Origin of the sequence: Methanobrevibacter sp. (assembly GCF_030539555.1) — an archaeon.
In the GTDB taxonomy this organism is placed as follows: domain Archaea; phylum Methanobacteriota; class Methanobacteria; order Methanobacteriales; family Methanobacteriaceae; genus Methanocatella.
Map to the genome: position 1 here is coordinate 1 of NZ_JAUNXX010000014.1, position 24793 is coordinate 24793.

Genomic DNA, 24793 nt, shown 5'->3' on the forward strand with positions numbered 1-24793 from the left:
ATGTGCTGAAAGATACACCAATCACAGCAAATGTTACTACTAATGGAAACAGAGTCACATTGACTGTTGAAGTTGATGAAAACGCTACCGGATTTGTTCAACTTCTATTTGGTGATAATGTATTCAACATTGCATTGGAAGACGGAATTGGAACTTTAACAACTTCATTAGCTTACGGAAGCTACAGCCTTGATATAATTTATCTTGGTGATGAAAACTATAACATGAATTACACTAAATGTGATTTCACAATAGAAGAGCCGGGTAAGGAAAACACTCCAATCTCATTGGATATTGTGACTGATGAAAACTATGTTGGAATGACTGTTATGGTTAGTGGTGAGGCAACCGGTCTTGTCAAATTCCAGGTATCCGGTGAAGAAGACTATGTGGTATACTCTGATGTTGTTAACGGTGTAGCTATTCTTGAGGATGTTCTTGAGACTGGTGATTACACAGTAATTGCAACATATATGGGAGACAGCAGGTTTAATACCAACATTACTAATGGCGATTTCACTATTATGGGTCATATTAAGAAGGACACTCCTATTAGTGCCCGTGCTGATGTGATTGGAAACAGGGTTACAATAACTGTGAATGTTGATGAAAACGCTACTGGTTTTGTAAAACTGACCGTTGGAGGTACTGTTGCTAATATTGAAGTAGAAGATGGTGTCGCAACACTAACAACTGTATTGCCTGCAAACAGTTACTTTGTTGAGGTAGCTTACCTTGGTGACGACAACTACAATATGAACAATACTAAAGTTGCATTTACTGTTGTGGATGTTGCTAAGAAAAACTCTACTATTTCATTGGATGTGGATATTGTCAAAAATGAAAACAAGGTTACAGTCACTGCTGAAGTTGATTCTAAAGCTACAGGTATCGTTAAATTTGAAGTAACTGGTACTGAAGAGTATTCATTATATGTTGATGTAATAGAAGGTAAAGCAGTCTTTGAATATGTATTGAAAGATGGAAATTACACTGTAGTTGCTACTTATATGGGTGATTCCGAATTTAATACAAATGTAACTTCATATGACTTCACAATCATCAGCCTTGAAAAACCTGACATTGATATTACAATTCCTGATATTACTGAAGGAAAAGGTTCTGTAATTGATGTTAAGTTACCTGGCGATGCTACCGGTAATGTATCCGTTTTAGTTGATGGTAAGGAGGTTTCAAATGCTTCTGTAGTCAATGGTAGTGCTAAAGTGACTGTGCCTGAATTGGTTGTTGGTAATCATACTGTTGAAGTTAAATACTCAGGTGATAGTAAATACGGATCACTCAGTAAGACTTCTACTGTGAATGTTAAAATGGATGTTCCGGAAAATAGTACTGCTATTAATGTTACTCTTGCTGTTGGTTCTAAATCACCTAAGTTCAATATAACTTTACCTGACGATGCTAAAGGTTATGTTGTATTAAGAATTAAAGGTGTAGATTACTATGCTTCTGTTGAAAATGGTACTGCAATTGTCAGTGTGCCTAGTTTGACATATGGAACTTTTAAAGTAAATGTCACCTATTCCGGTGATGATAAGTACAATTCCTTGATGAAAAATACTACTGTAAAGATTCCAAAACCTAAATTTGTAGCTAAAAACATTAGCATACGCTATACCCAAGTGTATAAATACAAAGTACGCTTAACAATCAACGGTAAAGCTGTTGTTAAACAGTATGTAACTTTCAAATTCAACGGAAAAACATACAAACGTTTAACTGACTCCAAAGGTTATGCAACTCTTAAATTACCTAAGGTAAAACCTAAGAAAACTAAATATACTATTGCAATGCTTTATAAAGATATAAAAGTATCTAAAAAGGTTAAAGTTAATAGTATTGTTGTTGCCAAAAACCTCAATGCTAAAAAATCAGCCAAATTCTTGAAAATCAAAGTTAAATTAAAAACAGTTGCTAAAAAAGTGCAAAAGGGCAAAAAAATAACTTTGAAATTCAATGGCAAAACATATAAAGCAAAAACCAACAAAAAAGGCATAGCAACATTCACAATCAAAAAGAATGTTCTCAATAAACTTAAAGTTGGCAAAAAATACGTATACAAAGTAACCTACGGTAAGGATATAGTCAAGAAAACTATAAAAATTAAAAAATAAGTGAGGAATTTATCATTCCTCAAATTTTTCTTTTTTTCATGGTAGATTACATAATTAAAATATTCTATTTTTATTCAGGCATTTAATTTAATTAAATTTATCTTTGATTTAATCATTATTTTTCACATTTGTTAGTCTAATTATTGACCATTATTTTGTTTATTTTGATACTTGTAATGGTGTTGATATATTGCCTTTTATTTTGTTGTACTGGCCAGTAAATTATAAATATTTCAAATTCATTAATTAACTGTGAGGTAGTAAATATGAAGATTTTAGCTTTACAGGCAAGTCCAAGAAAGAAAGGAAATACTAATCGTGTTTTGGATGAAATGATTAAAGGCGCAGAAGATAACGGTCATGAAGTTATTAAATACTATTTGGAAAAACTGGATATCAGTCCATGCAGTGGGTGTGAAATTTGTGCTAAAGGAAAAGACTGCAGATATGATGATGACGGTGCAGAAATCATCAATCAACTTGCAGAAGGTGCTGGTGTTATTTTAGCCTCCCCTATCTACTTCGGCCAGATGACAGCGCAGGCAAAGACAATTGTGGACAGATTCTACTCCATTTTCAACAATCCTGATAAAAAATTCAATGGAAAAGCTGCCATGATATTTACACATGCCTATCCAGATAAAGATATCTATGAACCTTACATTAAGCTCACTGAAGCTCAGCCATTTTTAAACAATACAGAACTTGAATATATCGAAACACTGGAAGTTGCAGGAGTCAAATTCATTGGGGATGCTGATAAGGCTGAGGATGATTTAAGAAAAGCTTATGAAATCGGTCAAAAATTTTAAGTGATTATATGAAAGCAAATCTAAAGCCACGTTCAATAATGTATCCGTCCCCGGCTGTTGTTGCATCGGCATTTGATGAGGATGGAAATGCTGACTGCTGTACTTTGGCTTTTGCTACAATGTGCTCCCACCACCCTCCGGCAGTAATGATAGCCATCAACACAACCCTTAAAAGAAAAACATTGAAAAGCATTCTATATTCTAAAGAGTTTTGCATAGGATATCCTAGTGCTGAACAAGTTATTGAAGCTGATTACATGGGTATTGCATCAGGATATGATACGAATAAGATAGAAGATGTCAATTTCACCTACAAAAAAGCTGAAATGGTAAATGCTCCAATCATCAACGAGTTTAAAGTGTCTGCCGAATGCAGGCTGATGCATGTTGATGAAGTTGGAAGCCACACACAACTTACAGGTGAAGTCGTTAACATTCAGGCTGATGAAGAGATATTGGATGAAAAAAATAAGATAGACCTGACAAAACTCGATCCTCTGGCTTATGATGATGGGGGTCATGATTACTACCGATTGGGTGAAAAAATTGAAGATTCCCATAAGTGCGGATTAAAGTTCAAAAAATAATCCTGATTTTGGAAATCCTAATCATTAAATACGGGTAGGATACTCTTTTTCTTAATATTATTCTTTTTTTTGATTCTGTTAACTTAATTTTCAGTTTAATTTTTAAACAATTATGGGATTAGGAAAAAATTACTTTGATTTTAGTTCAAATTTTTAATATATTCAAAACATTTATATATTGATACGAATATATTATTAGTCGGAAGGAAGTTTCCTTCCGGTTAGATATTTAATTAAATTCATTTAATCAAAAGTGTTTTTTCCACTTCATGTAATTCGACTGGTGGTAATAACTCAAAGAGATGTGAAAAAATGTCAGCAAAAGATAGTAAATTAGACCAAATAATAAAAACAATCGAAGCAAATGATATAAAATTTTTGAAATTGGAACTTTCAGACATACATGGATTGCCGAAAAGTATGGCAGTGCCGCTTAAAAAAGCCGATGATGTTGAAGATATTGTAAATGATGGATTATTATTTGATGGTTCATCAATAGCAGGATTGGCTTCAATAAATGATAGTGATTTACTTGCAAAACCTGATATTGACACTTTCTCAACAATCCCATGGAGACCTGAAGTACAGGGTACCAGCAGATTCATATGTGATATTTTCACAACCGAAGGCAAACCCTATGATGGAGATCCAAGAGGAGTACTTAAAAAATCATTACAACTTGCAGAAAAAAGAGGATATCAATTTAACATGGGTCCGGAACCTGAATTTTTCATCATAAAAAAAGATGAAAACGGAAATTATGTCCCTGCAGATGAAGCTGAATACTTTGACGTGGAACCATTGGACCAGGGTACTGACATTAGAAGAGAAATTGTATTGGGTCTGGAAAAATTGGATTTCAATGTTGAAGTAAGCCACCATGAAGTAGCAGCAGGTCAACATGAAGTCGATTTTAAATATGCAGATGCTTTAAAAACAGCAGATGCTGTTATAACATTCAAAGAAGCTGTTAAAGCATTAGTTAATAACTTAGGATTTAAGGCAACATTCATGCCAAAACCATTCTTGGGAATTAATGGTAGTGGAATGCATTGTAACCAGAGTTTATTCAAAGATGGAAAAAACATTTTCTATGACCCAAATACCGAAACCCAAATATCTCAAGAGGCATTATACTTCATTGGAGGATTATTAAAACACGCACAAGCTTTATCAGCCATTTTATCTCCAACCGTAAACTCATATAAACGTTTAGTGCCGGGCTACGAAGCACCATGCTACATAGCTTATGGTTTCAAGAATAGGTCAACATTATTAAGAATTCCAGCATCTCGCGGATTGGGTACAAGAATCGAATGCCGATCAGCTGACCCATCATGTAATCCTTATCTGGCATTTGCAGCATTGCTTGAAGCAGGTTTGGACGGTATGGATAATAAAATTGACCCCGGTGAACCAACTGAAGAAAACTTATTCGCACTTTCTGAAGATGAAATTGCTGAAAGGGGAATTAATAATTTACCGACAAGCTTATGGGAAGCATATCATTCATTGGAACATGATGATGTAGTTAAAAATGCTATTGGAGAAAAAGTATTCAATCAATTCTACAACATTAAAAGAGCTGAATGGGATGCTTACAGAATACAGGTATTCGATTATGAAAGAGATGAGTATTTGAATGTATAATCATTCAAATTCGAATGTATTGGTGGTCAAATTTAATCAAGTTATTAAATTGGTTGCCAATCAATTTTAAATTTTTTGGAGCTATCGTGAAACTTAAAATGATGATGAGCATATTCAAAGGATAACTGCCCTTGGGCTGGAAAGCAATGAAACTTTTTCAATAGCTTCACAAAAGGGCATTACATGATTGTTATAAGTTGTGACCTAAATTGTATTCCATGAGAAATGGGATTTTTAAAAAATTAATAGAATATTGGGAGAAATTGTAATGGCAGCATTCGATAGGATTAAATCAGGGATTCCTGGGCTTGATAAAGCTTTGGATAATATTCGTTTGGGGGATAATGTAGTATGGAATGTTACGGATTTGAATGAATTTTCTTACTTTGTAGACCCTTATGTAAAGCAGGCAAAAGAGGATAACAGGAATTTGATATATATTCGATTTGCCAATCATCCTCCGTTAATAGAAATGACTGAGGAAGATTTCAGATTGCTTGAAATCGAACAGAATAATTCTGAAACTGAGTTTTGCATGATAGAGCGTGACGGGATTAAAATATATCTTGTAAATCCATATAACCAGTTTGAAACATTCACTTTGGAAGTTCACAGGATTATAGAAAAAGAGGGATTTGACGCATTCTATGTTTTTGACTGTTTAAGTGACCTTCAGGCAGTTTGGTCAACTGACTTGATGATGGGCAATTTCTTTAAGGTTACTTGTCCATTTTTATTTAAACTGGATACTGTAGCATATTTTCCGATTATTCGTGGAAGACATTCCTATGATGCCATAGCCAAAATTCGTGAAACTACACAATTATTCCTGAATGTATACTCAAATTCTCCTGAAGAGGTTTATGTTTCTCCATTGAAAGTGTGGAACAGGTATTCCCAAACCATGTTTTTGGGACATCAATTCAACGCTAAAACAGGTTTCGTTAAAGTTTTGCAGGATGGTCAGGAAGTAAGCAAATATTACAGGACAATCAATGCTTCAGATAAATATCCTAATGGACAAACTTTGGACAGCTGGGAGAGATACATGCTTCAGCTTAGAATGAGGCATGATGAAGGTGAAAATGTCGATGATGAGTGTGACAAACTTTGTGAGATAATGATGACGAAAGATGAGAAGATGCTTTCTAAAATCAGGGAATACTTTACTTTTGAGGATTATACCACAATTTATGACCGCCGTGTAGGCAGTGGTTTGGTGGGCGGTAAAACCTGCGGAATGCTGCTTGCAAGAAAGATAATTGAAAAAAACTGTCCGGATATATATGCAAATTTCGAACCCGACGATTCGTTTTATATAGGTTCTGATCTGTTTTATACCTATATTGTTTCGAATGATTTGTGGGATATTCGGGTTAATCAAAGAACCAAAGAAGGTTACTATAAATACGGTAAAGAGTTGGAGGAAGCCCTTAAAAACGGTACTTTTTCAGATGAAATCAAAAAAGAATTCGTACGTATATTGGATTATTTCGGACAAAGCCCAATAATTGTCCGCTCAAGCAGTTTCCTTGAGGATGGATACGGCAATGCTTTTGCAGGCAAATACGAATCAGTGTTCTGTGTAAATAGGGGCAGCCTTGAAGAACGTTTAGCTGCTTTTGAAGATGCGGTAAAGATAGTATATGCAAGTACCATGAATATTTCTGCTTTGGAATATAGGGAATTAAACGGCTTGGATGATACTGATGAGCAAATGGCGCTTTTAGTTCAAAGAGTTTCCGGTTCATATTATGGTGACTATCTGTTCCCGACTGCTGCCGGCGTAGGATTTTCATACAGTCCCTATTCCCCACTTCCGGACATGGACAATACTAAAGGCATGTTAAGGCTTGTAATGGGTCTGGGTACTAAAGCTGTTGACAGGACAAAAAAAGATTATCCAAGAATCATTAATCTTGATAAGCCTGAAGTGACTATGATGAAGGATATAAAGGAGAAACATAGGTACTCTCAGCATTATCTGGATGTGATTGATTTAAAAAACATATGTCTTCATGATATTCCTGTTGATGAAGGTTTGGACGTTATTCCAAGATATGCCAAAAGGGTTTTAGTCGAACATGACCATGAGGCAGAGCGACTGTTTCGTGAACGTGGCAAACGCCGTGAGATAGTGTTTGTTAATTGTGAGGGAATTGTAAAAAATCAGGAATTCATTGATGAGATGAAAGAAATTTTAAATACGTTGGAAACTGCATATGATTATTCCGTTGATATAGAATATACGGTTAATTTCGGTGAGGACGGATCGTTTAATATAAACTTATTGCAATGCAGACCTCTTCAAGTCTCAACTAATAATGAAGCCATTGAAATGCCTGAAGATAAAAATGTTTTCTTCCATATTAAAGAATCTTCTATGGGCATGTCACGGATGAATAAGATAGATACGATCTGTTATGTTCATCCGCATAAATATTATGAATATCCATATGCTCAGAAAAGTTCAATATCTCGGATAATCAGTGATGTGAATGCATATTGTAAAAACAATGATAAAACTTCCATTTTAATAGTACCCGGAAGAATTGGTACATCTTCTCCGGAATTAGGTATTCCAGTGGTATTTGCTGATATAAGTCATTTTTCAGCAATTCTTGAGGAGTCCTACAGTGAAGTCGGTTATATGCCTGAATTGTCTTTCGGAAGCCATATGTTCCAGGATCTGGTTGAAGCGGAGATATATTATGGTGCAATATTTGAAAACGACAAAAAAATAGAATTCAACAGGGACATGATTTACGGTTATCCTAATATCCTGAAAGATATAAATCCCGATTTGAATGATGAGATATATTCCATGATACAGGTTATAGACTTTGATGGGGATAATGCGGAATTTTACCATGATATGAATAAAGATGAAACAATGTGCATTTTCAAGTAAGTGAAGCATAATCAAAAGTTTCAATCTTAATTCTCTCTTTTTTTTCGGAGATATTTTTTTTTTAAACTTGTTATGCTAATCCGTTTCCAACTATTTCCCGGTTCGTGAATTTAACATTTTTTACATGGTACACGCTTGGAAGTCCATTGCCCAAATCGTGATTTTCAATTACTTCTGCAGTAAAATAATCATAAATGTACACGTCGGTTATGCCTGGTTCTGAAGGAATTTTTCCAGCATCAAAACTGCTCATTATAACAATGCTGTCTTCTCCTCTAAAGACTTTCTTGTTTCCCAAGCTTTCCATCCATTTTACAGTTTCAGCATCATATCCTTTGTAGTAATTTAATGTTTTGATATTCTTGATGCTTTCACTCAATTCAGACGGGCCTGAAGAAACATTGAATGACATGGTTTCGCCGGTGTTATTTATTGCATTTGGATTGTCATCGATGTATGCAACAATAAGTACAAATGCAACCAGCAGCATAACAATTATAACTGTCCATTTCTTATCCATATTACTCACCAAGGCATCTGATTTTTCATATGTTGGGGGGGATGTTAAAAAAATAAGTTTTAAAATCAGGTTTTTCGATACTCAACAAGGTTTAATATTAAAAAAATAAAAAAAGAATTGCAGAATTATTCTGCTGTAATTTCAGTAACAAAGGTCATGTTTTCAATAGTTTCACTTTCACCGGATTTGATGGTGTAGAGTGGTGAGCCTAATAAAATTAAACCGTTGTTAACTTCTCTGATTTTGTTGTCAGCCACTTCTTGCATGTGAGTTCCTTCGTAGGTAAATCCTGCATCTGCATCGCCTTCTAATGCAAATGAAATTACTTCACCAGATTTTTTATTAGTTGCTTTTACATTTACAATCATATAAATAATCTCCAAATATTTTGATATAATTAATTATGTTGGTTAATGCTTTTAAATAATACGGTTTTATTTCAGGATTTTCAAATCTATATCCTCATATCTGTTATGTCCCTTGATGCCTTTTTTGTATTTCCAACATCTGATTGCATCATCCAATGTTTTGTCACGGTTATTTTCAAAAAAATCTCTGATGTATTGATTGTATTGGAACTGTTTGTCAATTTCACTTTTCTCTTTTGAGTTTTGAATTTCAAAATATGCACTGATTGCGTCTTTGTATGTTTTATCGGGATTTGCTTTCAACCATTTTTGAAATTTAACTTTAAATTTGAAGCTTTTTCCAATTTCTTTTTTGAAAAATTCCCGTTTGTCTTCACTGCATCTGAAATTTTCGCCGATTTTTGAATCAAGTGTGATTTCTTCAATGGAGCTATTTTTAATAATGGTATTGGCTTTCTGAGGCATTGAAGTTTCACCGGTATCCAGAAAGTGAATAATCCTATCTTCCAATTCATTTTTTGATCCGCTAACCTTAAGTCCATTCGCTCTTAAAAAATCTTTCAGTTCCTCTTTTAAAAAGTAGTACTCTTTGAATTCTTCGCTGGTTAGATTGCGGGTTAAATCCGGTCTTGTCATTTCAATCAAAAAGTAATTTGTCAATGATTTCCATATCAAGGTTTTCTTCCACTATTTCTGCCAATCTATTTAGGGAGTAATCTTTTTGAGTTTCGTATGGATCTTCATCGTATTTGGCTTTCAGGCCTTTTTTAACTCGTATGTAGTTTAAAAATTCTCTTCTGAAGTTGTAATTGTGGAATATTCCGTGGAAGTAAGTTGCAAAGACATTTCCATTTGAGGCTCCATCAATTTTGCCGTCTTCGTTATTTCCCTGGCCTTTTGTGATGTTTAACAGTGCGGAAGAAGACATTAACTCGCTGGTTCCTTCGTGTATCTCATAACCGTTCACTTCTTCACCAACAATGTTTGCGAATATTTCACCTGCAATACCTTTCAGATTTTCTGGAACTGTTGCGGTTGATTGTGTAACGATTTTTCCGGCTCTTGAGAAGTTGGATTCAATGTCAAGTAATCCTAAACCTTCAATGGTTCCATGTTTGGATTCACGTTTGTCTTCATCATGAATTATGTTTCCCAGTATCTGCAGGCCTCCACATATTCCGACAATTGGAATTTCAGATGATTTTCCAATAATCTTGTCTGCAAGACCGCTTTCGCGCAAAGCGAACATGTCCTCTGTGGAGTTGCGTGTTCCAGGTATTATGATTGCGTCAACATCTCCAATGTCATCATTAACGCCGATCATCTTGAGGGCCACATCGTCCTCGTATTCAAAAGGATCGATATCTGTAAAGTTTGCTATTTTCGGAAGGCGAATGACTCCTATGGTGATGTCCTTGTTTTCGGCGAATTCATGGGTTGTCAGTGAAGCGGAATCTTCTTCCGGGAGTTTCAATGTTTCGTCATATGGCAAAACTCCCAATACTGGTTCTCCGGTAATTTCTTCAATCCTGTCAAGTCCGGGCTTTAGGATATCAAGATTGCCTCTGAATTTATTGATTACAGTTGCCTTTAGACGGGATCTGTCATAATCGTCAAGCAGTACATATGTTCCCGCAATTGCCGCAAAGACCCCTCCCATTTCAATGTCGGCTATTAGAATCACATTTGCGTCAGCCAAATGGGCAATTTCCATGTTGGCTATGTCCTGGTCTCGCATATTGATTTCAGCTGGAGAGCCTGCTCCTTCAATGATTATTATCTCGTATTCTTCAGATAAAATCCGGAAACTTTCTTTTATGGCATTGAATGCTGTGTCATGGTACTTGTGCTGGTAATCGTAGAAGTTCATGTCTCCAATGGATTTTCCCTGGATGATGACATTTGATGTAAAATCCCCTTTTGGTTTGAGTAGAACAGGATTCATGTGTATGCTTGGTTCAATCATTGCTGCCTGGGCCTGTAACATCTGGGCTATTCCGATTTCACCGTTTTCTTTTGTGGTGTATGAATTTAAAGACATGTTTTGGGATTTGAAAGGGGCCACTTTATATCCTCTGTTTTTATATATCCTGCATAATGCAGCTACAAGCATACTTTTTCCAGCATTTGACGATGTTCCTTGAACCATAATACATTTTGTCATGTAGAAATATATTGAGTTAATGTTATAAATAATTTTAAATTTAAAAAAAGAAAAAACCACTTGATTTTTTTAATCTTATTTGAAAGATGCATTTTTGGACCATTACTTTCACAATTTGTTATTTAATTTATCAGGGGGTTTTAATACGTCTGATTATAAAAAATATTCTATATTGAGATAATAATGTTTAATACATCAGTCAAATTTGATTAACAAAAATTTATCATTCGATATATTCTTGTAATATTAATTATTATAAATTCTTATATATATTTATTACTTTTTATCAATAATTTATCTATTTTATTGGATGTTAAAAGATAATTTTAATTTTCAGTATCAATTAATATTCTTTATTGATTTTTATAAAATTTGATATGAAACTAAAAAATATTCGTATTGGTTTTGGTTGAATTTTGCATGTTGTTTTCAATAATGATTTCAACATATTATTTTATTTTTTCTGTTCTGAATTATTCCTGCATTCATTCGTTTAAACAGATTTTAGAAGTCGCTTTTCAGATTTTATTCTTTTTTTTAAAATCAGTTATAAACAACAGTTAAAAACACGCATTTAAATAGTATATCAAAGCTTGCGATTCATCCTGGAGTTAAGAAGATGTATTCTTGCATTTAAATATAAAAAAATAAGGATTATGGGAAAAGAGTTACTCCCATAGCTTCAATCATTGACTGAACACCTAAAATGATAATAGCTACGCCACCGAAAATTTCGATGTAGTCAGCATATTTGATAGCTACTTTTGTTCCATAAGTTCCAAGTAATAACCAAAATATTACTGCAACTAAACTTAATCCTCCTAATGTATATGGATCTACATGTGCGACCGCACCCTGAGATGCTAGAATTAAGTTTTCAATGTTTCCAAAAATAAGTAATCCTGAAAAAGGAGCATAAGCTTTTAAATCCACCATATTATTCTCCCCCTTTAGTAGCTCTAAGGTTTTTTACAGCTCCGGAGACAGATTGAATACCTAATATGAATATTGCAAGTCCACCAATAAATGTGATGTAATTCGCATATTGTATTGCAACTTCTGTAGCTACAGTTCCGATTATCAACCAGATAGTTACTGCAATAATACTCAATCCACCTAAAATTTTAGGGTTTACACCTTGAACAACACCTTGTGATGCTAAAATAAGGTTTTCAATGTTCCCAAATATAATTAATCCTATGAAAGGTAAAAATTCTTCTAACAATTTATCACCATTAATATTTTTGAAAGATTTAGTATATTAATTATTCTAAATAAATCAGGGGAATAAATGTTCTTATCATATTAATCCAAAAAAATACTCCAAATCGTATTTAAGATAACATAACTACATTCTAAAAATTAATCTCATAAAACAAGATGTAGCGGTTAATGTTAATTTAAGCCTATCTTTTTTTGTTACCAAATGCTCACTTAAACTTTATATATTCTCATGCAGAATATATTTCTGAGGTGTTTTTAATGAACTATGAAAATATGAAATTTTGTCAATCCTGCGCAATGCCTATGGGTGATGATGATTTTGGAAGCGAAAAAGACGGATCTGCAAGCCAAGACTACTGTAAATACTGCTACCAAAATGGAGAGTTTACCAGTGACATTACCATGGAAGAAATGATAGATTTCTGTGTTCCAAAAACCGCTGAAGCCACAGGCATGAGTGAAGAGGAAGCAAGAAAAATGTCTGAAGAAATGTTTCCAAAACTAAAACGCTGGATGAAATAATCATCCACATTTCTTTTTTTCACAATATCTGCTTTTTAATTCTACTTTCCCGAGCTGTTCTCATTAACAAGCATTTATCTTGTTTTAATCTCAAGGCAGCATATATAACAATGCAAGGAAAACAGCTTTTAAATTCTCAATCGTTAACGTTAAATCAGGTTTTACTATCTTGTTTAGTATATGCCTCAAAACATTCACTTTAAACGCAATTTAATTAAGGTAAAAAAATAATAAAGAATAATATTGTTTCTGAAATGAATATTTCCCAGAAATATTCAAAATTTCAATGGAGGTTTGTGAATGAGTGAAAAGAATATTCATGAAGATTGTGAAAACTATGTTAAAAGTAAGGATATGTGCTTAAAATTCTTTGAGATGGGCATCAGCAATGTATCACAGTATGATACTTGTGCAGAGAAAGTGGTATACAGTGATGCTGATTTGCAACGAAAATGGTCCAATTAAAAGTAATGCCATCGAGCAATATGGTGTGATGAGGGTTATCTAATACCATCTCGGATTTTCACAGATTTGTATTCAAGTTAACAGTACTTGTTAACTCCTTTTTAACTGGTTTGATGGAACCAATTTTATATATTCAATTGTAAAATATATTTACATGAGTAAATTTGATGTTTTTACAAAATTTAAAGATTTGACTGCTGAATCTTTAAAAGATAATAAAAAGCTCATAATTGGTTTATATATTATTTTTATTATTTGTTTTATTTTAGCATGGATTCTTTCAGCCGATAAGATAAGTGCTATGGTAAACAGTACGCTCATTGCAAATTCAACTGCACAAACTCCGAACATGAGCTCCCAAGTAGGTGCACTCGATCTGTTCATCAGTAATGAAATGGGAGGAATAGTGACCTATTTAGGTTCAATTCTATTCTGCATTCCCGCAGTTATCATGTTATTATATAATGCGGTTAATCTTGGAGCCATTGGGCAGCTCTTCGCTACAATATCACCAAAAATGGGTATTCTATATCTTGTCTATATAATACCTCATGGAATATTTGAAATTACTGCAACAGTTCTTGAATCAGTTGCAGGGATATTGCTGTTTTTGTTTATCTGGAGATTTGTTAAAGCTTGGAGAACAAGTGATGGAGCTTTCGAAGCATTTGAAAAAACCAAAAAAGGGTTAATTCAAAGTATAGTGATATTCATTTTTTCAACAATTCTGCTGGCTATTGCAGCTCCTATTGAAGCATATGTTTCAGTTCCATTATCTGCTTTCATATGTGGGGGATTATAAAATTCTTCAGCTTTTTTTTTAGCTGAAGATCATTTATTTTTCAAAAAAGAAGATGAAACTGATTTGATTGAAGTCATCATTAGAGTAGCTATCGGTAAGCACCGAGAGTGAATTCATAAAAGATACATTTCAGGATATTAGGTTGTAGCTGACCTCAACCAGCTTAAAGAGTTTCTCATCACTGATTCTGTCATCTAAAGGAACTGTTATCCAGTTTTTCTTGTTCATGGGATATCCTTCAAGAATCACATCACCGTCAATGACGTTCGACACATTGTCATTTTTTATGTTGTACGAGATCATTGAAAAGTAATAGTGGGAAGGTGAATATATGTACATGAGGTTGAAAACTTGATTCTTTTAGTTACTTTTATTTACTAAAATAGAAACCTTTTTATATATTTAATAAACAATATTTAAATAGTTAGTTAAACTTAATTTTTTTAACGATGAATTTAATGATTATAGTGAGGTTGATTTAATGAAATTTGAAGAACAAGAATCAATTGATGATTCTTCTAGTGAAGAAATAGTTGAAACTGAAGTAAAAGAATCAACTTCTGGTGAAGAAACTAAACCTATGTTAGATTATGATAATATAAAAAGTTCAAAGGATATTGAAGTCCCGCCTTTATTAATAGACCAGGTTATTGGACATGAGGAATCCATCGAAACTATTAAAAAAGCAGCCAAACAAAGAAGAAATGTTTTGTTGATTGGTGATCCTGGTGTTGGAAAATCAATGCTTGCAAAAGGTATGGCACAGATTTTACCTCATGAAACCTTACAGGATATTTTAGTATATCCTAATATGGAAGACAATAATCATCCTTTAATCAGAACAGTGCCTGCAGGAGAAGGTAAAAAAATAGTGAAGGCAACTAAAGGGTCAGCCAAAGGCCATGAAGAGAGAAAAAGCATAATAACTATGTTTGCTATTGGTGGGGTATTGGTTATCGGATTTATGTACGGCAGATTGTTGGAATCCATTATCGCAGCTGCATTAATTTTACTTATCTCAATACAGATTAAACCTAAAACTAACAATATGTCTCCTAAATTGTTGGTGAATAATGAAGAGTCCAGATTTGCTCCATTCATGGATGCGACTGGAGCTCACGCAGGTGCATTATTAGGTGATGTTCGCCACGACCCATACCAGTCAGGTGGTCTTGGAACTCCTGCCCATGAACGTGTGGAAGCGGGTATGATTCACAAGGCTAACAGAGGGGTTTTATACATTGACGAAATAGGTACCATGAGCATGAAAACCCAGCAGGAGCTGTTATCTGCAATGCAGGAAAAGCAATATTCAATCACAGGTCAAAGTGAAAACTCAAGTGGGGCAATGGTAAGGTCTCAAGCGGTGCCATGTGATTTTGTGCTTGTAGCGTCAGGTAACTTGCAGGTTCTGGAAGGAATGCACATTGCAATGAGGTCTAGAATCAGAGGATACGGTTATGAGGTTTTCATGAAAGACTACATGGAAGATACCACTGAAAACAGAGAAAAACTGGTTCAGTTCGTTGCTCAGGAAGTTAAAAATGATGGAAGAATTCCTCATTTTGCTCCGGATGCATTAGATGAAATAATCATGGAAGCAAAAAGAAGATCCGGTAAGCAAAACGCTTTAACTTTGAGATTAAGGGATCTTGGTGGATTGGTAAGATCTGCAGGTGATGTCGCCATTGAAAAAGGAGCGGAACTTGTAACTGCCGACCATGTATTTGAAGCTAAAAAATTCGCAAGAACCTTAGAACAGCAAATTGCCGACAGGTCAATTTTACAAAGAAAAGACTACAGTATGGTTTCTGCTGAAGGTGGAAGAGTCGGTCTTGTAAATGGACTTGCAGTAATAGGTGACAGAAGCGGAATTGTCTCACCGATTGCTGCTGAAGCCGCACCGACCCAATCCAAAAACGGTGGTCAAATCATCGCTACAGGTAAATTGGGTGAAATTGCTCAGGAATCTGTACAGAATGTAAGTGCTCTTATTAAGAAATACACCAACAAGGACATTTCTGATTATGACATTCATGTCCAATTCATCCAAACATATGATGGGGTTGAAGGGGATTCAGCAAGTGTAAGTATTGCAACAGCGGTTATATCTGCAGTTGAAGAAATTCCAATCGATCAGACTGTGGCATTGACAGGTTCACTTAATGTACGTGGGGATGTAATGCCTATTGGTGGTGCAACAGCAAAAATAGAAGCTGCTGCAGAAGCTGGAATGAAAAAAGTATTAATTCCAAAATCTAACTTAAAAGATGTTATGATTGAGAAAAAATACGAAGATATGATTGAAATCATTCCAACAGAAACTTTAAGGGATGTTTTAGAAAACATTTTAATCAGTGGTTCCAAAAAGGATACTTTAATTGAAAAAATGAAAAACATCAGTTCCAAAGTCGTTGAAAAAGTTCCGCAAACAAATATTAAAAATCCAGCTACCAACTAGTTGGATTATTTTTTAACTTTTTTTTAAGGTTTTAACCAAATTTTTATATATTTTCATATTCTAATCATTAACTATGAGTATTAAAACTAGTGTTGCAAAATTTATAGCTAAAGTAGGTGGACCATTTTCCAAATTCGGACCGGGAAGTGGTAAAAGTTTTGCAGGAATTTTATTTACACGGATTGCAGGTGTTGATGCAGTTTCAGAATTATCAAAAGATTTGGAAATTGGTTCTGTCATTCTTACAGGAACCAATGGAAAAACTACAACTACAACACTTTTAATTAAATTATTGTCAACCGATACTCAGATTAGAAGCAGTTTTGAGAGCAATACTATTAATGCCATAGCTTCAGCTTTCATTCAGCAAAAAGGAGAACTTGGTGTTTTTGAATATGGTATCCGTAATATAAAATATGGGGTTCCGGATACTGTACAGAAGGTTGTTGACCCTGTAGGTGTGGTTTATACGACAATTTCTCAGGAGCATACTCAGGTTGCAGGTGTAAAGAATCCTTTTGAAGACTATTATAAAGCCAAAAGACTGTTGTCTCAAGGTATGACCAGAGGCGTCATTGTAACCAATGCTGATGATCCTCGAACTGCTCTGATTGGACTTGATAAAGAAAAGGATGTTACAATAAACTATTATGGTATTGAATGTGATGGTATTGAGGACATAAACGGTGAAGCTATTGAATGCCCTAAATGTGGTGAAACATTAGCATTTTCAAGGCATTTCCTAAATCACAGGGGAATTTATGAATGCAGTTGCGGATTCAAACGTCCCGATGCAAATGTTAAGTTAACAAATGCTGAATTCAATCCGGAGTCATGGAAATTAACAATTGAAGGGGATTTGTTCAATTTCACTGTTTCCAAAAATGTCAAATTTAACATTGATATTGCAGTGCCCCCATTCGGTTTCCACAATATCTATAATACTTTGGCTTCAATAACAGCTTATGCAACATTCACTCCTAAAGTGGAAAATATTGAATCCACTGTCAAAAGCATATTCAACAATCTGGACATGTCATTCATTCCTCCTGGAAGATTTGAAGTCGTCGACATCGGAGGCAAGTTCGTTGGTCTTGGTCAGGGAGACAATGGGGATGCTGCCAGAATCAATGCCATGTTCATGAATCAGTATGTTGACGGTCCTCTTGAGTTTATTTACACAACTCCTGATGTGGATGAGGAGGAAATCTTTGAAGATCACTTTGAAGTTGTAAAAAGCATGAATCCCGCACATCTTATCGTGGTTCCGGGAAGAAAATCAATAGACAAGGCTCATGAGTACTATGAAATAATGAAAAAAGAATATCCGGATGCTGAGTTCTATCCTCTAAGCTATGATGAGATGGATGCACGGATTGAAAAACTATCTGAGCTTGCTCAAAATTCCAAATACGACTATGTTATCCTGACAGGTTGCGGTGAAGAGCAGGCAATGTGGGAGAAAATAAAACAAAAAATGATTAATAGATGATTAGCTCATCTATTATCTCTTCTAATTTTTTATAGAAATTTAAATCACTTTTTTCTATTTCCTTAAAAGAAGCATCAATTTTACATCCGCAAAGGTCCGTGCTTCCAATAATGAAATCTTCAGACTCTTTTCTTATTAAAATTCCAAAAATCCTTTCCTTTTCATTGGCGTATTTGTCAAATTCTTTCTGTGTTAGTTTAAGGTTATAGTCATTAACAGAGTAGATGTCACATTCATTAATGACTGGTATGAAAACATACATTCCAATAGCCAAAAAGATATTTTCATGTTTTAGGATTTTTGAAATTCTCTTTTCAAAGCTGTCATCAGGGATTATGCCATATCCGTCAAATTCTAGAATATTATTTGTTCCCATGTAGTGGTTGTCATGGATGATTGTAGCAACCAAATCTTTGTCCATGTAATTATCGCAGGAAGCCCTGATATTTTTAATGGTTTCATTAATCTTCATCACAAAACGCCTCGAACTTTTCACATAATGAAAGCACCTGCTCAATTTCAGGTATCGAATCAATCCAATCTATAGGTATTTCATCAAAACCGTAATAGATTCCAGCAAGACCGCCGCAAATGGCCGCCACAGTATCTGTATCTTTACCTAAATTGACAGCCTTCAGGACTGCATCCTTATAGTTGCCTGTGTTTTTCAGACAATAAATCACGCTTTCGAAAGTGTCAATAACATATCCTCCACTTTTGATTGTGAGGATATCGTCTAAATCATCATCAAAAATTCTTTTGAAGTGTTTCAATTCTTCAGAACCCTTGTAATACTTTATGATTTTATCACTTGCTCTTTTAATGTGCTCATCAATAGACAAGTCATCATTTTCAATCATTGACTTTGCGATTTCAATGTATAATACGCAGGCTATTTTGGATCGTTTGTGGGCATGCGTCAATCCGGAAATATTTTCTATTGTTTCATAATCAATGTTTGGAATGTATGCAAGTGGAAGGATTCTCATTAAGGACCCGTTTCCGTTGTCCCTTTCACCACTGCATCCGGATTCCAAAGCGGGCATGTGCTTGTGATGATAGTTGTATAATGCATCTCCAGTAGTATTTCCATAATCGAATACATAATATTGAACATATTTTCCATTATAAATCCATTCGCAAAATTCGCTGATTATGTCATCATAATCAATAGCTTTTTTATTGACGATGCTTGCCATTGTGGCAATGGTCATTGAGGAATCGTCGCTCCAAGTTCCTTTGGGCATGTTGTATGTTCCATGACCCATCATGGTGGTGACTGGATGTTCCTGCAGGTATTCTCTTGATTTGAATTCAACCGGAACGCCCAATGCATCACCAATGAGTAAACCGATTATTCCATCTTTAACTTTCATGATTATTAATATGGTTTTTTCCGTATATTAATTGTTATTAAATTAAAATAAGGATAATAATATTTATAGGGTTAGGAATTTAATATATGGTTAGGAAGTGATTCAATGGTTAGTATTACTAGTATATATGACAAGTTTCAAACAGTAATACCTCAAGAAATAAGGCAGGAATTTAATTTGGACAAATCTTATAAAATAGAATGGCGTATAAATGATAATGGAAAAGTAGAATTGGATTTCATTAAAGAATTGTCTCTTGAGGATATGGTTGGAAGATATGTTTCTTCAGAACCGATAAATGCAGTTGAATTAAAGAATGATTTTAAGAATGGAAAATTGTAATTAAAGTTAGGTAAATTATATGTAGTTAGGATATCAATATAAAACTAGGTGGTATTATGCAGATATATAATCCTAAAATAAACAGATTTCCGATAAAAAATAATCCTTCAGTTAATCGAATGCCTAATTTAAAAAATCATCTGGATTTGGAGGATATGGTTGGAAGATATGCTTCAATTGAACCAATAAACTGCGTCGACTTAAAAAATGAGTTTAAAAGAGGGGAGATTTAATTGTATTTTTTGGATACGACATTTATTGTAGGTTTGTTCGTATCGAATGACCCTTGGCATCCTAAGGCCAAAAAAATCTATGAAAGAATTAAAGATGATGAATTGATTATATCTAAATTGGTTATTGCCGAGACAATAACTGTTTTGAAGAATAAACTCAAAACCAAGGATATACTCGAAATCTATCGGAATATCCCAAATATCTTTAAAATAATTGAAGATACAAACTTGTTTGATGAGGCAATGGATGAATATGTTAAGTACGATTCAGATATCTCTTTTTTTGATGCTATATATGTTACTGTAATGAAAAAGGAGAATATTCATGAATTGATAAGTTTTGATGAAGATTTTGATAGGGTTGATGGAATTGTTAGAATCCATTAATCAATTGCTTTTTTTTAGAATGTCTTTTTGGAGATGGATGTTAATCATAAAATATTAATTTAATATTAATCAATATATTAATGTCTAAAAAATATTCGAGGAGTAAAAGATGATTTATTCAACTGAAGTAGAGAACATGTGTCCTGTTCGCAAGGGGGCAAATCATGGTCCAGCACCTATTCCTGAAGAAGGAAAATGGGTCAAATCAAAAGAGATATCTGATATTTCCGGTTTCACCCATGGTATCGGATGGTGTGCACCGCAACAGGGATGCTGCAAATTGACATTAAACGTTAAGGATGGTATTATTGAGGAAGCATTGGTTGAAACTTTAGGATGTTCTGGAATGACTCATTCCGCAGCTATGGCCGGTGAAATACTAATTGGAAAAACAATATTGGAAGCTTTAAATACAGACCTTGTTTGCGATGCAATAAACACTGCAATGCGTGAACTGTTCCTGCAAATTGTTTACGGCAGAACTCAATCAGCATTTTCAGAAGGAGGTCTTCAAATCGGTGCCGGTCTGGAGGATTTGGGCAAAGGCCACAGAAGCCAAGTCGGTACAATTTATTCAACAAAGGAAAAAGGTCCAAGATACCTGGAGTTGACTGAAGGCTACATTACGGAAATAGGTCTTGATGAAGATAATGAAATAATTGGTTATAAGTACATTAACCTTGGCGTGATGCTTGATCAAATCAAGGATGGCGTTGACCCTCTTGAAGCTATCGAAAAGGCAACCGGCCAATATGGGCGATTCGATGATGCAGTCAAAAAAATAGACCCAAGGAAGGAGTGATATTATGAGTTTATTTGAAAGTTATGAAAGAAGAATTGATCAAATCATTCCTGTTTTGGAAAAATATGATATTGAAGACCTTGAAGAAGCAAAACAGATTTGTCTTGACAAAGGATTTGACCCTTATGAAATCGTTAAGGGTGTTCAGCCAATCTGTTTTGAAAATGCCTGCTGGGCATATACTCTTGGTGCTGCAATAGCTATCAAACAGGGATGTGTTAAAGCATCCGATGCTGCAAAGGCTGTCGGCGAAGGTCTTCAGGCATTCTGCATTCCTGGAAGTGTGGCAGATGACAGAAAAGTAGGTTTAGGTCATGGAAACCTTGCATCAATGCTTTTAAGCGATGAAAGTGAATGTTTTGCATTCCTTGCAGGTCATGAAAGTTTTGCCGCTGCAGAAGGCGCTATCGGTATTGCAAACTCTGCAAATGAGGTAAGGGAAAAGCCTTTAAGGGTCATTTTAAACGGGCTTGGAAAGGATGCAGCACTAATCATCTCAAGAATTAATGGTTTTACTTATGTTCAAACAGAGTTCGATTACTTTACCGGAGAAGTTAAGGTAGTCAAAGAAAAAGCATATTCTGATGGTGAAAGGGCAAAAGTCAGATGTTACGGTGCTGATGATGTAAGAGAAGGCGTAGCCATCATGCATCTGGAGGCAGTTGACGTTTCAATTACAGGTAACTCAACAAACCCGACACGTTTCCAGCATCCTGTGGCAGGAACATACAAGAAGGAATGCATTGAACAAGGCAAGAAATACTTCTCAGTTGCATCAGGTGGCGGAACCGGAAGAACACTTCACCCGGACAACATGGCCGCAGGTCCGGCATCCTACGGTATGACTGATACTATGGGAAGAATGCACTCCGATGCTCAATTTGCAGGTTCTTCATCCGTACCGGCTCACGTGGAGATGATGGGACTGATTGGTATGGGTAACAACCCGATGGTTGGAGCAAGCGTTGCTGTGGCTGTTGCTGTTGAAAAGGCAATGAAAAAATAAATGGGATTTTAACCCTTTTTTTACTTTTTTTTTATGATTTTTAAAACTGAACGTTTAATTTTAAGGCCATGGAAGGAAAGTGATGCGGAATGTTTATATCATTTTGCAAAAAATCCAAATATTGGTCCTATAGCAGGTTGGCCTCCTCATCAAAGTATTGAAGATAGTTTGAACATTATTAAAACAGTTTTTGCTAAAAAGGAAACTTATGCAATTACTTTGGATGATGTTCCAATTGGCTGTGTAGGGCTTTTAATACATCCTGACGGAAATCACTATTGGGGAGACGGATCAGCTGAGCTTGGCTATTGGGTAGCAGAAAAATACTGGGGTCGGGGTTTGGCTGTAGAAGCGGCAAAACCGATATTGAATCATGCATTTGATGATTTGGATATTCACTGCATTTATGCATCATACAGAATAGAGAACACTCAGTCAAAAAGAGTTTTGGAAAAATTGGGATTTGAATATTATATAGAACTGGAAAATGTAAATTATCAGGGTGAGGCATTTCGGGAAATAGCTGTGAAAAAAGAAAAATAGGTTTATATATTTTAAGATATTAATTTAAATCTAATGACAAGAATTTGTAGTAACTGCGAATATGAAAATAAGGATGAATATGATTATTGTGCTAAATGCGGCAATCCACTGGTTGAAGGATTAAAACCTAAACAGATTTATGTTTATAATGCACAACAGCCTAGAATCAACAAGAAAGCAGTTATTATTTCTTATATTATTACTATTTTTTTATCATGGGGCGGAGTTATTGCAAATCTGCTTGCTAAAAACAATTTCATGACAACTTTCGCATTTTTTGGATTTTTCATGCCATTCTATTTAATTCAGGCTCCAGTCAAAGAACTTAGAATACATGGATTTATACAATTGGCAATTTCCGCTTTGGGTGTCGGATTGTCTTTTTACATTATGTTGCATTAAAAATAGAAAAAAGGGAAATTATACAAAAATGAATTTTATATTTCCCATTAAAATTTGAATAGGAACTTGAAATACGTTCATTCCGTTATTGCTCATTGCAGTATCCACAGCATCTCCTCTGTCCATGGTTCCCTGAACATTTTCGTTTCCAGGATAACCGTTGTATGCATCGTTTGCACGGATATCATCTACAATTGTTGAACCGAATATGGCCTGTGCAGCATCATTATTTACACTGGCAATAATATGAGGGGTATAATTGTAGCTATATGTCATAATGTCACGTGCTGCTCCATAAGGGTCTTGAGGATTGTCTATATGGACATTATGCAATGTCTGGCCTTGAGCATTGACAGAACTTCCAGGATATACCCATTCATATCCTGTGAGTGAAAATTTTGCAGCCATATCAATACTGGCATCTTCTTCTGAATCTTCAGCGACTATTAAAATTGGACTTGCAATTGTTGCAGCTGCCATAACAACTATTAGCAATATAACCGCTAAAAGTATTAAAGATAATTTTTTCATGATTTAATTTTTTAATCTCTTTAAGTATTAATACTTAACTTTTTTAATTATCAGAGACATAGTATATTATATATAAATTTTTGGTGATATTGTGATTATTGGTGGTTCAGCTTCTCAAGATTTAGCTAGTCATGTCGCTAAAGAACTAGGCGAAGAAGTATGTTATGTTGAAACTAAGAAATTTCCGGATGGAGAAAGATATTTACGCATTAATGGCGAAATTGAAGATGAAGTAACTGTTATTCAGTCAACAGGCTATCCTCAGGATGAAAATCTGATGGAATTGATATTTATCATTTCAACACTCAAGGATTTGGGTGCCAAAAAGGTTAGGGTTGTAGTTCCATATCTTGGATATGCAAGACAGGAAAAACGTTTCAATCCGGGTGAGTCAGTATCAGCTAAGATTGTCTGTAACATGATTCAGTCAGCAGGGGCAGATGAATTCATCACATTCAACATTCATGAGGAATGTGTGCTTAACTTTTTTGACATTAAGGCAAGAAACATTTCCGCAATGCCGGTAATAGCTGAATATCTGAATAAAAAATTCTTCAGAAAAAGCGGTGAAAAGCCATTGATTATCGCTCCGGATAAAGGTGCCTATGGATTTGCACAGGAGATTTCTGAAATCATCGGTTGTGACTGTACTTACTTAACTAAAGTTCGTTTAGGACCTGATAAGGTTGAAACAAGAATTGTGGATGTAAGATGTGACAGTGAAAGCGACAATACTGTTAATATTGACTCAGTGAAAGGCATGCATGCCGTTATTGTTGATGATATTATTGCTACAGGAGGAACCATTGTAAATGCAATCAATATCTTAAAACAGTATGGTGCATCCGCTGTAGATGTATGCTGTGTTCATCCGATTTTGACAAATAACGGTGCTACAAGAATTTATGCTGCCGGTGCAGGTAAAATTATTGGAACTAACAGTTTATCCTCAGATACTTCACGTGTATCTCTTGCAAAATCTATTGCAGATGCTTTGAGGTAGCATTGAAGATTTCTGTTCATCTTTGATTTCAATTTAGTAAGTGATAATGTCTGTT

28 protein-coding genes are annotated in these 24793 nt (G+C 34.8%); 18 read left to right on the forward strand and 10 right to left on the reverse strand.

Annotated features, from left to right (window positions below; genetic code table 11):
* The 5 genes from Q4Q55_RS04505 to Q4Q55_RS04525 form a co-directional block, all read left to right on the forward strand.
* Positions 1–2135 (forward strand): Ig-like domain-containing protein (locus Q4Q55_RS04505; protein WP_303371629.1); only part of this gene is annotated, 2135 nt, incomplete at its 5' end.
* 266 nt (positions 2136–2401) lie between these two features.
* Complete coding sequence (locus Q4Q55_RS04510) at positions 2402–2947, forward strand: flavodoxin family protein (RefSeq protein WP_303371630.1); 546 nt, start codon at positions 2402–2404, stop codon at positions 2945–2947.
* A gap of 8 nt (positions 2948–2955) precedes the next feature.
* Entirely contained in the window at positions 2956–3534 is a 579-nt protein-coding gene (locus tag Q4Q55_RS04515; RefSeq protein ID WP_303371631.1) for a flavin reductase family protein, read from the forward strand.
* Between the two features lie 312 nt (positions 3535–3846).
* Positions 3847–5184: a type I glutamate--ammonia ligase gene (gene glnA / locus Q4Q55_RS04520; RefSeq protein ID WP_303371632.1), complete on the forward strand. Its 1338-nt coding sequence runs from the start codon at positions 3847–3849 to the stop codon at positions 5182–5184.
* 268 nt (positions 5185–5452) lie between these two features.
* On the forward strand, positions 5453–8095 hold the full coding sequence (locus Q4Q55_RS04525; RefSeq protein ID WP_303371633.1) for a PEP/pyruvate-binding domain-containing protein: 2643 nt from the start codon (positions 5453–5455) through the stop codon (positions 8093–8095).
* Positions 8096–8165: 70 nt separating this feature from the next.
* Here the strand turns inward: Q4Q55_RS04525 and Q4Q55_RS04530 are convergent, their stop codons facing one another.
* From Q4Q55_RS04530 to Q4Q55_RS04555, 6 genes are all read right to left on the reverse strand, one after another.
* Positions 8166–8615 (reverse strand): hypothetical protein, encoded by a 450-nt coding sequence (locus Q4Q55_RS04530; RefSeq protein ID WP_303371634.1) that lies wholly within the window; start codon positions 8613–8615, stop codon positions 8166–8168.
* A gap of 125 nt (positions 8616–8740) precedes the next feature.
* Positions 8741–8983: a hypothetical protein gene (locus Q4Q55_RS04535; protein ID WP_303371635.1), complete on the reverse strand. Its 243-nt coding sequence runs from the start codon at positions 8981–8983 to the stop codon at positions 8741–8743.
* Between the two features lie 66 nt (positions 8984–9049).
* On the reverse strand, positions 9050–9619 hold the full coding sequence (locus Q4Q55_RS04540) for a DUF6434 domain-containing protein (RefSeq protein WP_303371636.1): 570 nt from the start codon (positions 9617–9619) through the stop codon (positions 9050–9052).
* 1 nt (position 9620) lies between these two features.
* Positions 9621–11147 (reverse strand): cobyric acid synthase CobQ, encoded by a 1527-nt coding sequence (gene cobQ, locus Q4Q55_RS04545; protein ID WP_303371637.1) that lies wholly within the window; start codon positions 11145–11147, stop codon positions 9621–9623.
* 654 nt (positions 11148–11801) lie between these two features.
* On the reverse strand, positions 11802–12083 hold the full coding sequence (locus tag Q4Q55_RS04550; RefSeq protein ID WP_303371638.1) for a hypothetical protein: 282 nt from the start codon (positions 12081–12083) through the stop codon (positions 11802–11804).
* A gap of 1 nt (position 12084) precedes the next feature.
* Positions 12085–12372 (reverse strand): hypothetical protein, encoded by a 288-nt coding sequence (locus tag Q4Q55_RS04555; RefSeq protein ID WP_303371639.1) that lies wholly within the window; start codon positions 12370–12372, stop codon positions 12085–12087.
* 257 nt (positions 12373–12629) lie between these two features.
* Here Q4Q55_RS04555 and Q4Q55_RS04560 point away from each other — a divergent pair, with 257 nt between their 5' ends.
* From Q4Q55_RS04560 to Q4Q55_RS04570, 3 genes are all read left to right on the forward strand, one after another.
* Positions 12630–12893 (forward strand): zinc ribbon domain-containing protein, encoded by a 264-nt coding sequence (locus Q4Q55_RS04560; protein ID WP_303371640.1) that lies wholly within the window; start codon positions 12630–12632, stop codon positions 12891–12893.
* A gap of 300 nt (positions 12894–13193) precedes the next feature.
* Positions 13194–13358 carry a hypothetical protein gene (locus Q4Q55_RS04565; RefSeq protein ID WP_303371641.1) on the forward strand — a complete coding sequence of 55 codons (165 nt, stop codon included), beginning with the start codon at positions 13194–13196 and terminating at the stop codon, positions 13356–13358.
* A gap of 154 nt (positions 13359–13512) precedes the next feature.
* Positions 13513–14160 carry a stage II sporulation protein M gene (locus tag Q4Q55_RS04570; RefSeq protein WP_303371642.1) on the forward strand — a complete coding sequence of 216 codons (648 nt, stop codon included), beginning with the start codon at positions 13513–13515 and terminating at the stop codon, positions 14158–14160.
* Between the two features lie 129 nt (positions 14161–14289).
* Here Q4Q55_RS04570 and Q4Q55_RS04575 read toward each other — a convergent pair whose 3' ends face one another.
* Positions 14290–14499: an MmcQ/YjbR family DNA-binding protein gene (locus Q4Q55_RS04575; protein ID WP_368660137.1), complete on the reverse strand. Its 210-nt coding sequence runs from the start codon at positions 14497–14499 to the stop codon at positions 14290–14292.
* 241 nt (positions 14500–14740) lie between these two features.
* Here Q4Q55_RS04575 and lonB point away from each other — a divergent pair, with 241 nt between their 5' ends.
* The gene (gene lonB, locus Q4Q55_RS04580; RefSeq protein ID WP_303371663.1) at positions 14741–16621 is read left to right on the forward strand and encodes an ATP-dependent protease LonB; all 1881 of its coding nucleotides are present in this window, start codon (positions 14741–14743) and stop codon (positions 16619–16621) included.
* Positions 16622–16694: 73 nt separating this feature from the next.
* On the forward strand, positions 16695–18113 hold the full coding sequence (locus tag Q4Q55_RS04585; RefSeq protein ID WP_303371644.1) for a Mur ligase family protein: 1419 nt from the start codon (positions 16695–16697) through the stop codon (positions 18111–18113).
* On the opposite strand, the gene Q4Q55_RS04590 is transcribed toward Q4Q55_RS04585, so the two are convergent.
* Together Q4Q55_RS04590 and Q4Q55_RS04595 are read right to left on the reverse strand one after the other, a co-directional pair.
* Positions 18103–18585 carry a hypothetical protein gene (locus tag Q4Q55_RS04590; protein ID WP_303371645.1) on the reverse strand — a complete coding sequence of 161 codons (483 nt, stop codon included), beginning with the start codon at positions 18583–18585 and terminating at the stop codon, positions 18103–18105. The two genes, Q4Q55_RS04585 and Q4Q55_RS04590, sit on opposite strands and share 11 nt — an antisense overlap.
* Positions 18575–19489, reverse strand: coding sequence for an ADP-ribosylglycohydrolase family protein (locus Q4Q55_RS04595; protein WP_303371646.1), 915 nt, complete (start codon positions 19487–19489; stop codon positions 18575–18577). Before Q4Q55_RS04595 ends, Q4Q55_RS04590 begins: the two co-directional genes overlap by 11 nt.
* 105 nt (positions 19490–19594) lie before the next feature.
* Here Q4Q55_RS04595 and Q4Q55_RS04600 point away from each other — a divergent pair, with 105 nt between their 5' ends.
* From Q4Q55_RS04600 to Q4Q55_RS04630, 7 genes are all read left to right on the forward strand, one after another.
* Positions 19595–19831 (forward strand): hypothetical protein, encoded by a 237-nt coding sequence (locus Q4Q55_RS04600; protein ID WP_303371647.1) that lies wholly within the window; start codon positions 19595–19597, stop codon positions 19829–19831.
* 56 nt (positions 19832–19887) lie between these two features.
* Positions 19888–20064, forward strand: coding sequence for a hypothetical protein (locus Q4Q55_RS04605; protein ID WP_303371648.1), 177 nt, complete (start codon positions 19888–19890; stop codon positions 20062–20064).
* Positions 20065–20451: a type II toxin-antitoxin system VapC family toxin gene (locus tag Q4Q55_RS04610; RefSeq protein ID WP_303371649.1), complete on the forward strand. Its 387-nt coding sequence runs from the start codon at positions 20065–20067 to the stop codon at positions 20449–20451.
* A gap of 109 nt (positions 20452–20560) precedes the next feature.
* Complete coding sequence (locus Q4Q55_RS04615; protein ID WP_303371650.1) at positions 20561–21253, forward strand: iron-sulfur cluster assembly scaffold protein; 693 nt, start codon at positions 20561–20563, stop codon at positions 21251–21253.
* Between the two features lie 4 nt (positions 21254–21257).
* A complete protein-coding gene (locus Q4Q55_RS04620; RefSeq protein ID WP_303371651.1) occupies positions 21258–22259 on the forward strand; it encodes a GGGtGRT protein in 1002 nt (333 codons plus the stop codon).
* A 33-nt stretch (positions 22260–22292) separates the two neighbouring features.
* Positions 22293–22802, forward strand: a complete 510-nt coding sequence (locus tag Q4Q55_RS04625; RefSeq protein ID WP_303371652.1) for a GNAT family N-acetyltransferase — start codon at positions 22293–22295, stop codon at positions 22800–22802.
* A gap of 33 nt (positions 22803–22835) precedes the next feature.
* Complete coding sequence (locus tag Q4Q55_RS04630; RefSeq protein ID WP_303371653.1) at positions 22836–23204, forward strand: zinc ribbon domain-containing protein; 369 nt, start codon at positions 22836–22838, stop codon at positions 23202–23204.
* A gap of 18 nt (positions 23205–23222) precedes the next feature.
* Here the strand turns inward: Q4Q55_RS04630 and Q4Q55_RS04635 are convergent, their stop codons facing one another.
* Positions 23223–23684 carry a hypothetical protein gene (locus tag Q4Q55_RS04635; protein WP_303371654.1) on the reverse strand — a complete coding sequence of 154 codons (462 nt, stop codon included), beginning with the start codon at positions 23682–23684 and terminating at the stop codon, positions 23223–23225.
* Positions 23685–23826: 142 nt separating this feature from the next.
* Here Q4Q55_RS04635 and Q4Q55_RS04640 point away from each other — a divergent pair, with 142 nt between their 5' ends.
* Positions 23827–24738: a ribose-phosphate diphosphokinase gene (locus Q4Q55_RS04640; RefSeq protein WP_303371655.1), complete on the forward strand. Its 912-nt coding sequence runs from the start codon at positions 23827–23829 to the stop codon at positions 24736–24738.
* The last annotated feature ends 55 nt before the right edge of the window (positions 24739–24793 follow it).

Coding starts and splice junctions, on each gene's coding strand:
- Q4Q55_RS04540 (WP_303371636.1), bottom strand. CDS start 9,619: ATGACAAGACCGGATTTAACCCGCAATCTAACCAGCGAAGAATTCAAA.
- Q4Q55_RS04600 (WP_303371647.1), top strand. CDS start 19,595: ATGGTTAGTATTACTAGTATATATGACAAGTTTCAAACAGTAATACCT.
- Q4Q55_RS04535 (WP_303371635.1), bottom strand. CDS start 8,983: ATGATTGTAAATGTAAAAGCAACTAATAAAAAATCTGGTGAAGTAATT.
- Q4Q55_RS04525 (WP_303371633.1), top strand. CDS start 5,453: ATGGCAGCATTCGATAGGATTAAATCAGGGATTCCTGGGCTTGATAAA.
- cobQ (WP_303371637.1), bottom strand. CDS start 11,147: ATGACAAAATGTATTATGGTTCAAGGAACATCGTCAAATGCTGGAAAA.
- Q4Q55_RS04590 (WP_303371645.1), bottom strand. CDS start 18,585: ATGAAGATTAATGAAACCATTAAAAATATCAGGGCTTCCTGCGATAAT.
- lonB (WP_303371663.1), top strand. CDS start 14,741: ATGTTAGATTATGATAATATAAAAAGTTCAAAGGATATTGAAGTCCCG.
- Q4Q55_RS04635 (WP_303371654.1), bottom strand. CDS start 23,684: ATGGCAGCTGCAACAATTGCAAGTCCAATTTTAATAGTCGCTGAAGAT.
- Q4Q55_RS04550 (WP_303371638.1), bottom strand. CDS start 12,083: ATGGTGGATTTAAAAGCTTATGCTCCTTTTTCAGGATTACTTATTTTT.
- Q4Q55_RS04570 (WP_303371642.1), top strand. CDS start 13,513: ATGAGTAAATTTGATGTTTTTACAAAATTTAAAGATTTGACTGCTGAA.
- glnA (WP_303371632.1), top strand. CDS start 3,847: ATGTCAGCAAAAGATAGTAAATTAGACCAAATAATAAAAACAATCGAA.
- Q4Q55_RS04595 (WP_303371646.1), bottom strand. CDS start 19,489: ATGAAAGTTAAAGATGGAATAATCGGTTTACTCATTGGTGATGCATTG.
- Q4Q55_RS04560 (WP_303371640.1), top strand. CDS start 12,630: ATGAACTATGAAAATATGAAATTTTGTCAATCCTGCGCAATGCCTATG.
- Q4Q55_RS04620 (WP_303371651.1), top strand. CDS start 21,258: ATGAGTTTATTTGAAAGTTATGAAAGAAGAATTGATCAAATCATTCCT.
- Q4Q55_RS04530 (WP_303371634.1), bottom strand. CDS start 8,615: ATGGATAAGAAATGGACAGTTATAATTGTTATGCTGCTGGTTGCATTT.
- Q4Q55_RS04625 (WP_303371652.1), top strand. CDS start 22,293: ATGATTTTTAAAACTGAACGTTTAATTTTAAGGCCATGGAAGGAAAGT.
- Q4Q55_RS04515 (WP_303371631.1), top strand. CDS start 2,956: ATGAAAGCAAATCTAAAGCCACGTTCAATAATGTATCCGTCCCCGGCT.
- Q4Q55_RS04615 (WP_303371650.1), top strand. CDS start 20,561: ATGATTTATTCAACTGAAGTAGAGAACATGTGTCCTGTTCGCAAGGGG.
- Q4Q55_RS04630 (WP_303371653.1), top strand. CDS start 22,836: ATGACAAGAATTTGTAGTAACTGCGAATATGAAAATAAGGATGAATAT.
- Q4Q55_RS04585 (WP_303371644.1), top strand. CDS start 16,695: ATGAGTATTAAAACTAGTGTTGCAAAATTTATAGCTAAAGTAGGTGGA.
- Q4Q55_RS04565 (WP_303371641.1), top strand. CDS start 13,194: ATGAGTGAAAAGAATATTCATGAAGATTGTGAAAACTATGTTAAAAGT.
- Q4Q55_RS04510 (WP_303371630.1), top strand. CDS start 2,402: ATGAAGATTTTAGCTTTACAGGCAAGTCCAAGAAAGAAAGGAAATACT.
- Q4Q55_RS04575 (WP_368660137.1), bottom strand. CDS start 14,499: ATGTACATATATTCACCTTCCCACTATTACTTTTCAATGATCTCGTAC.
- Q4Q55_RS04605 (WP_303371648.1), top strand. CDS start 19,888: ATGCAGATATATAATCCTAAAATAAACAGATTTCCGATAAAAAATAAT.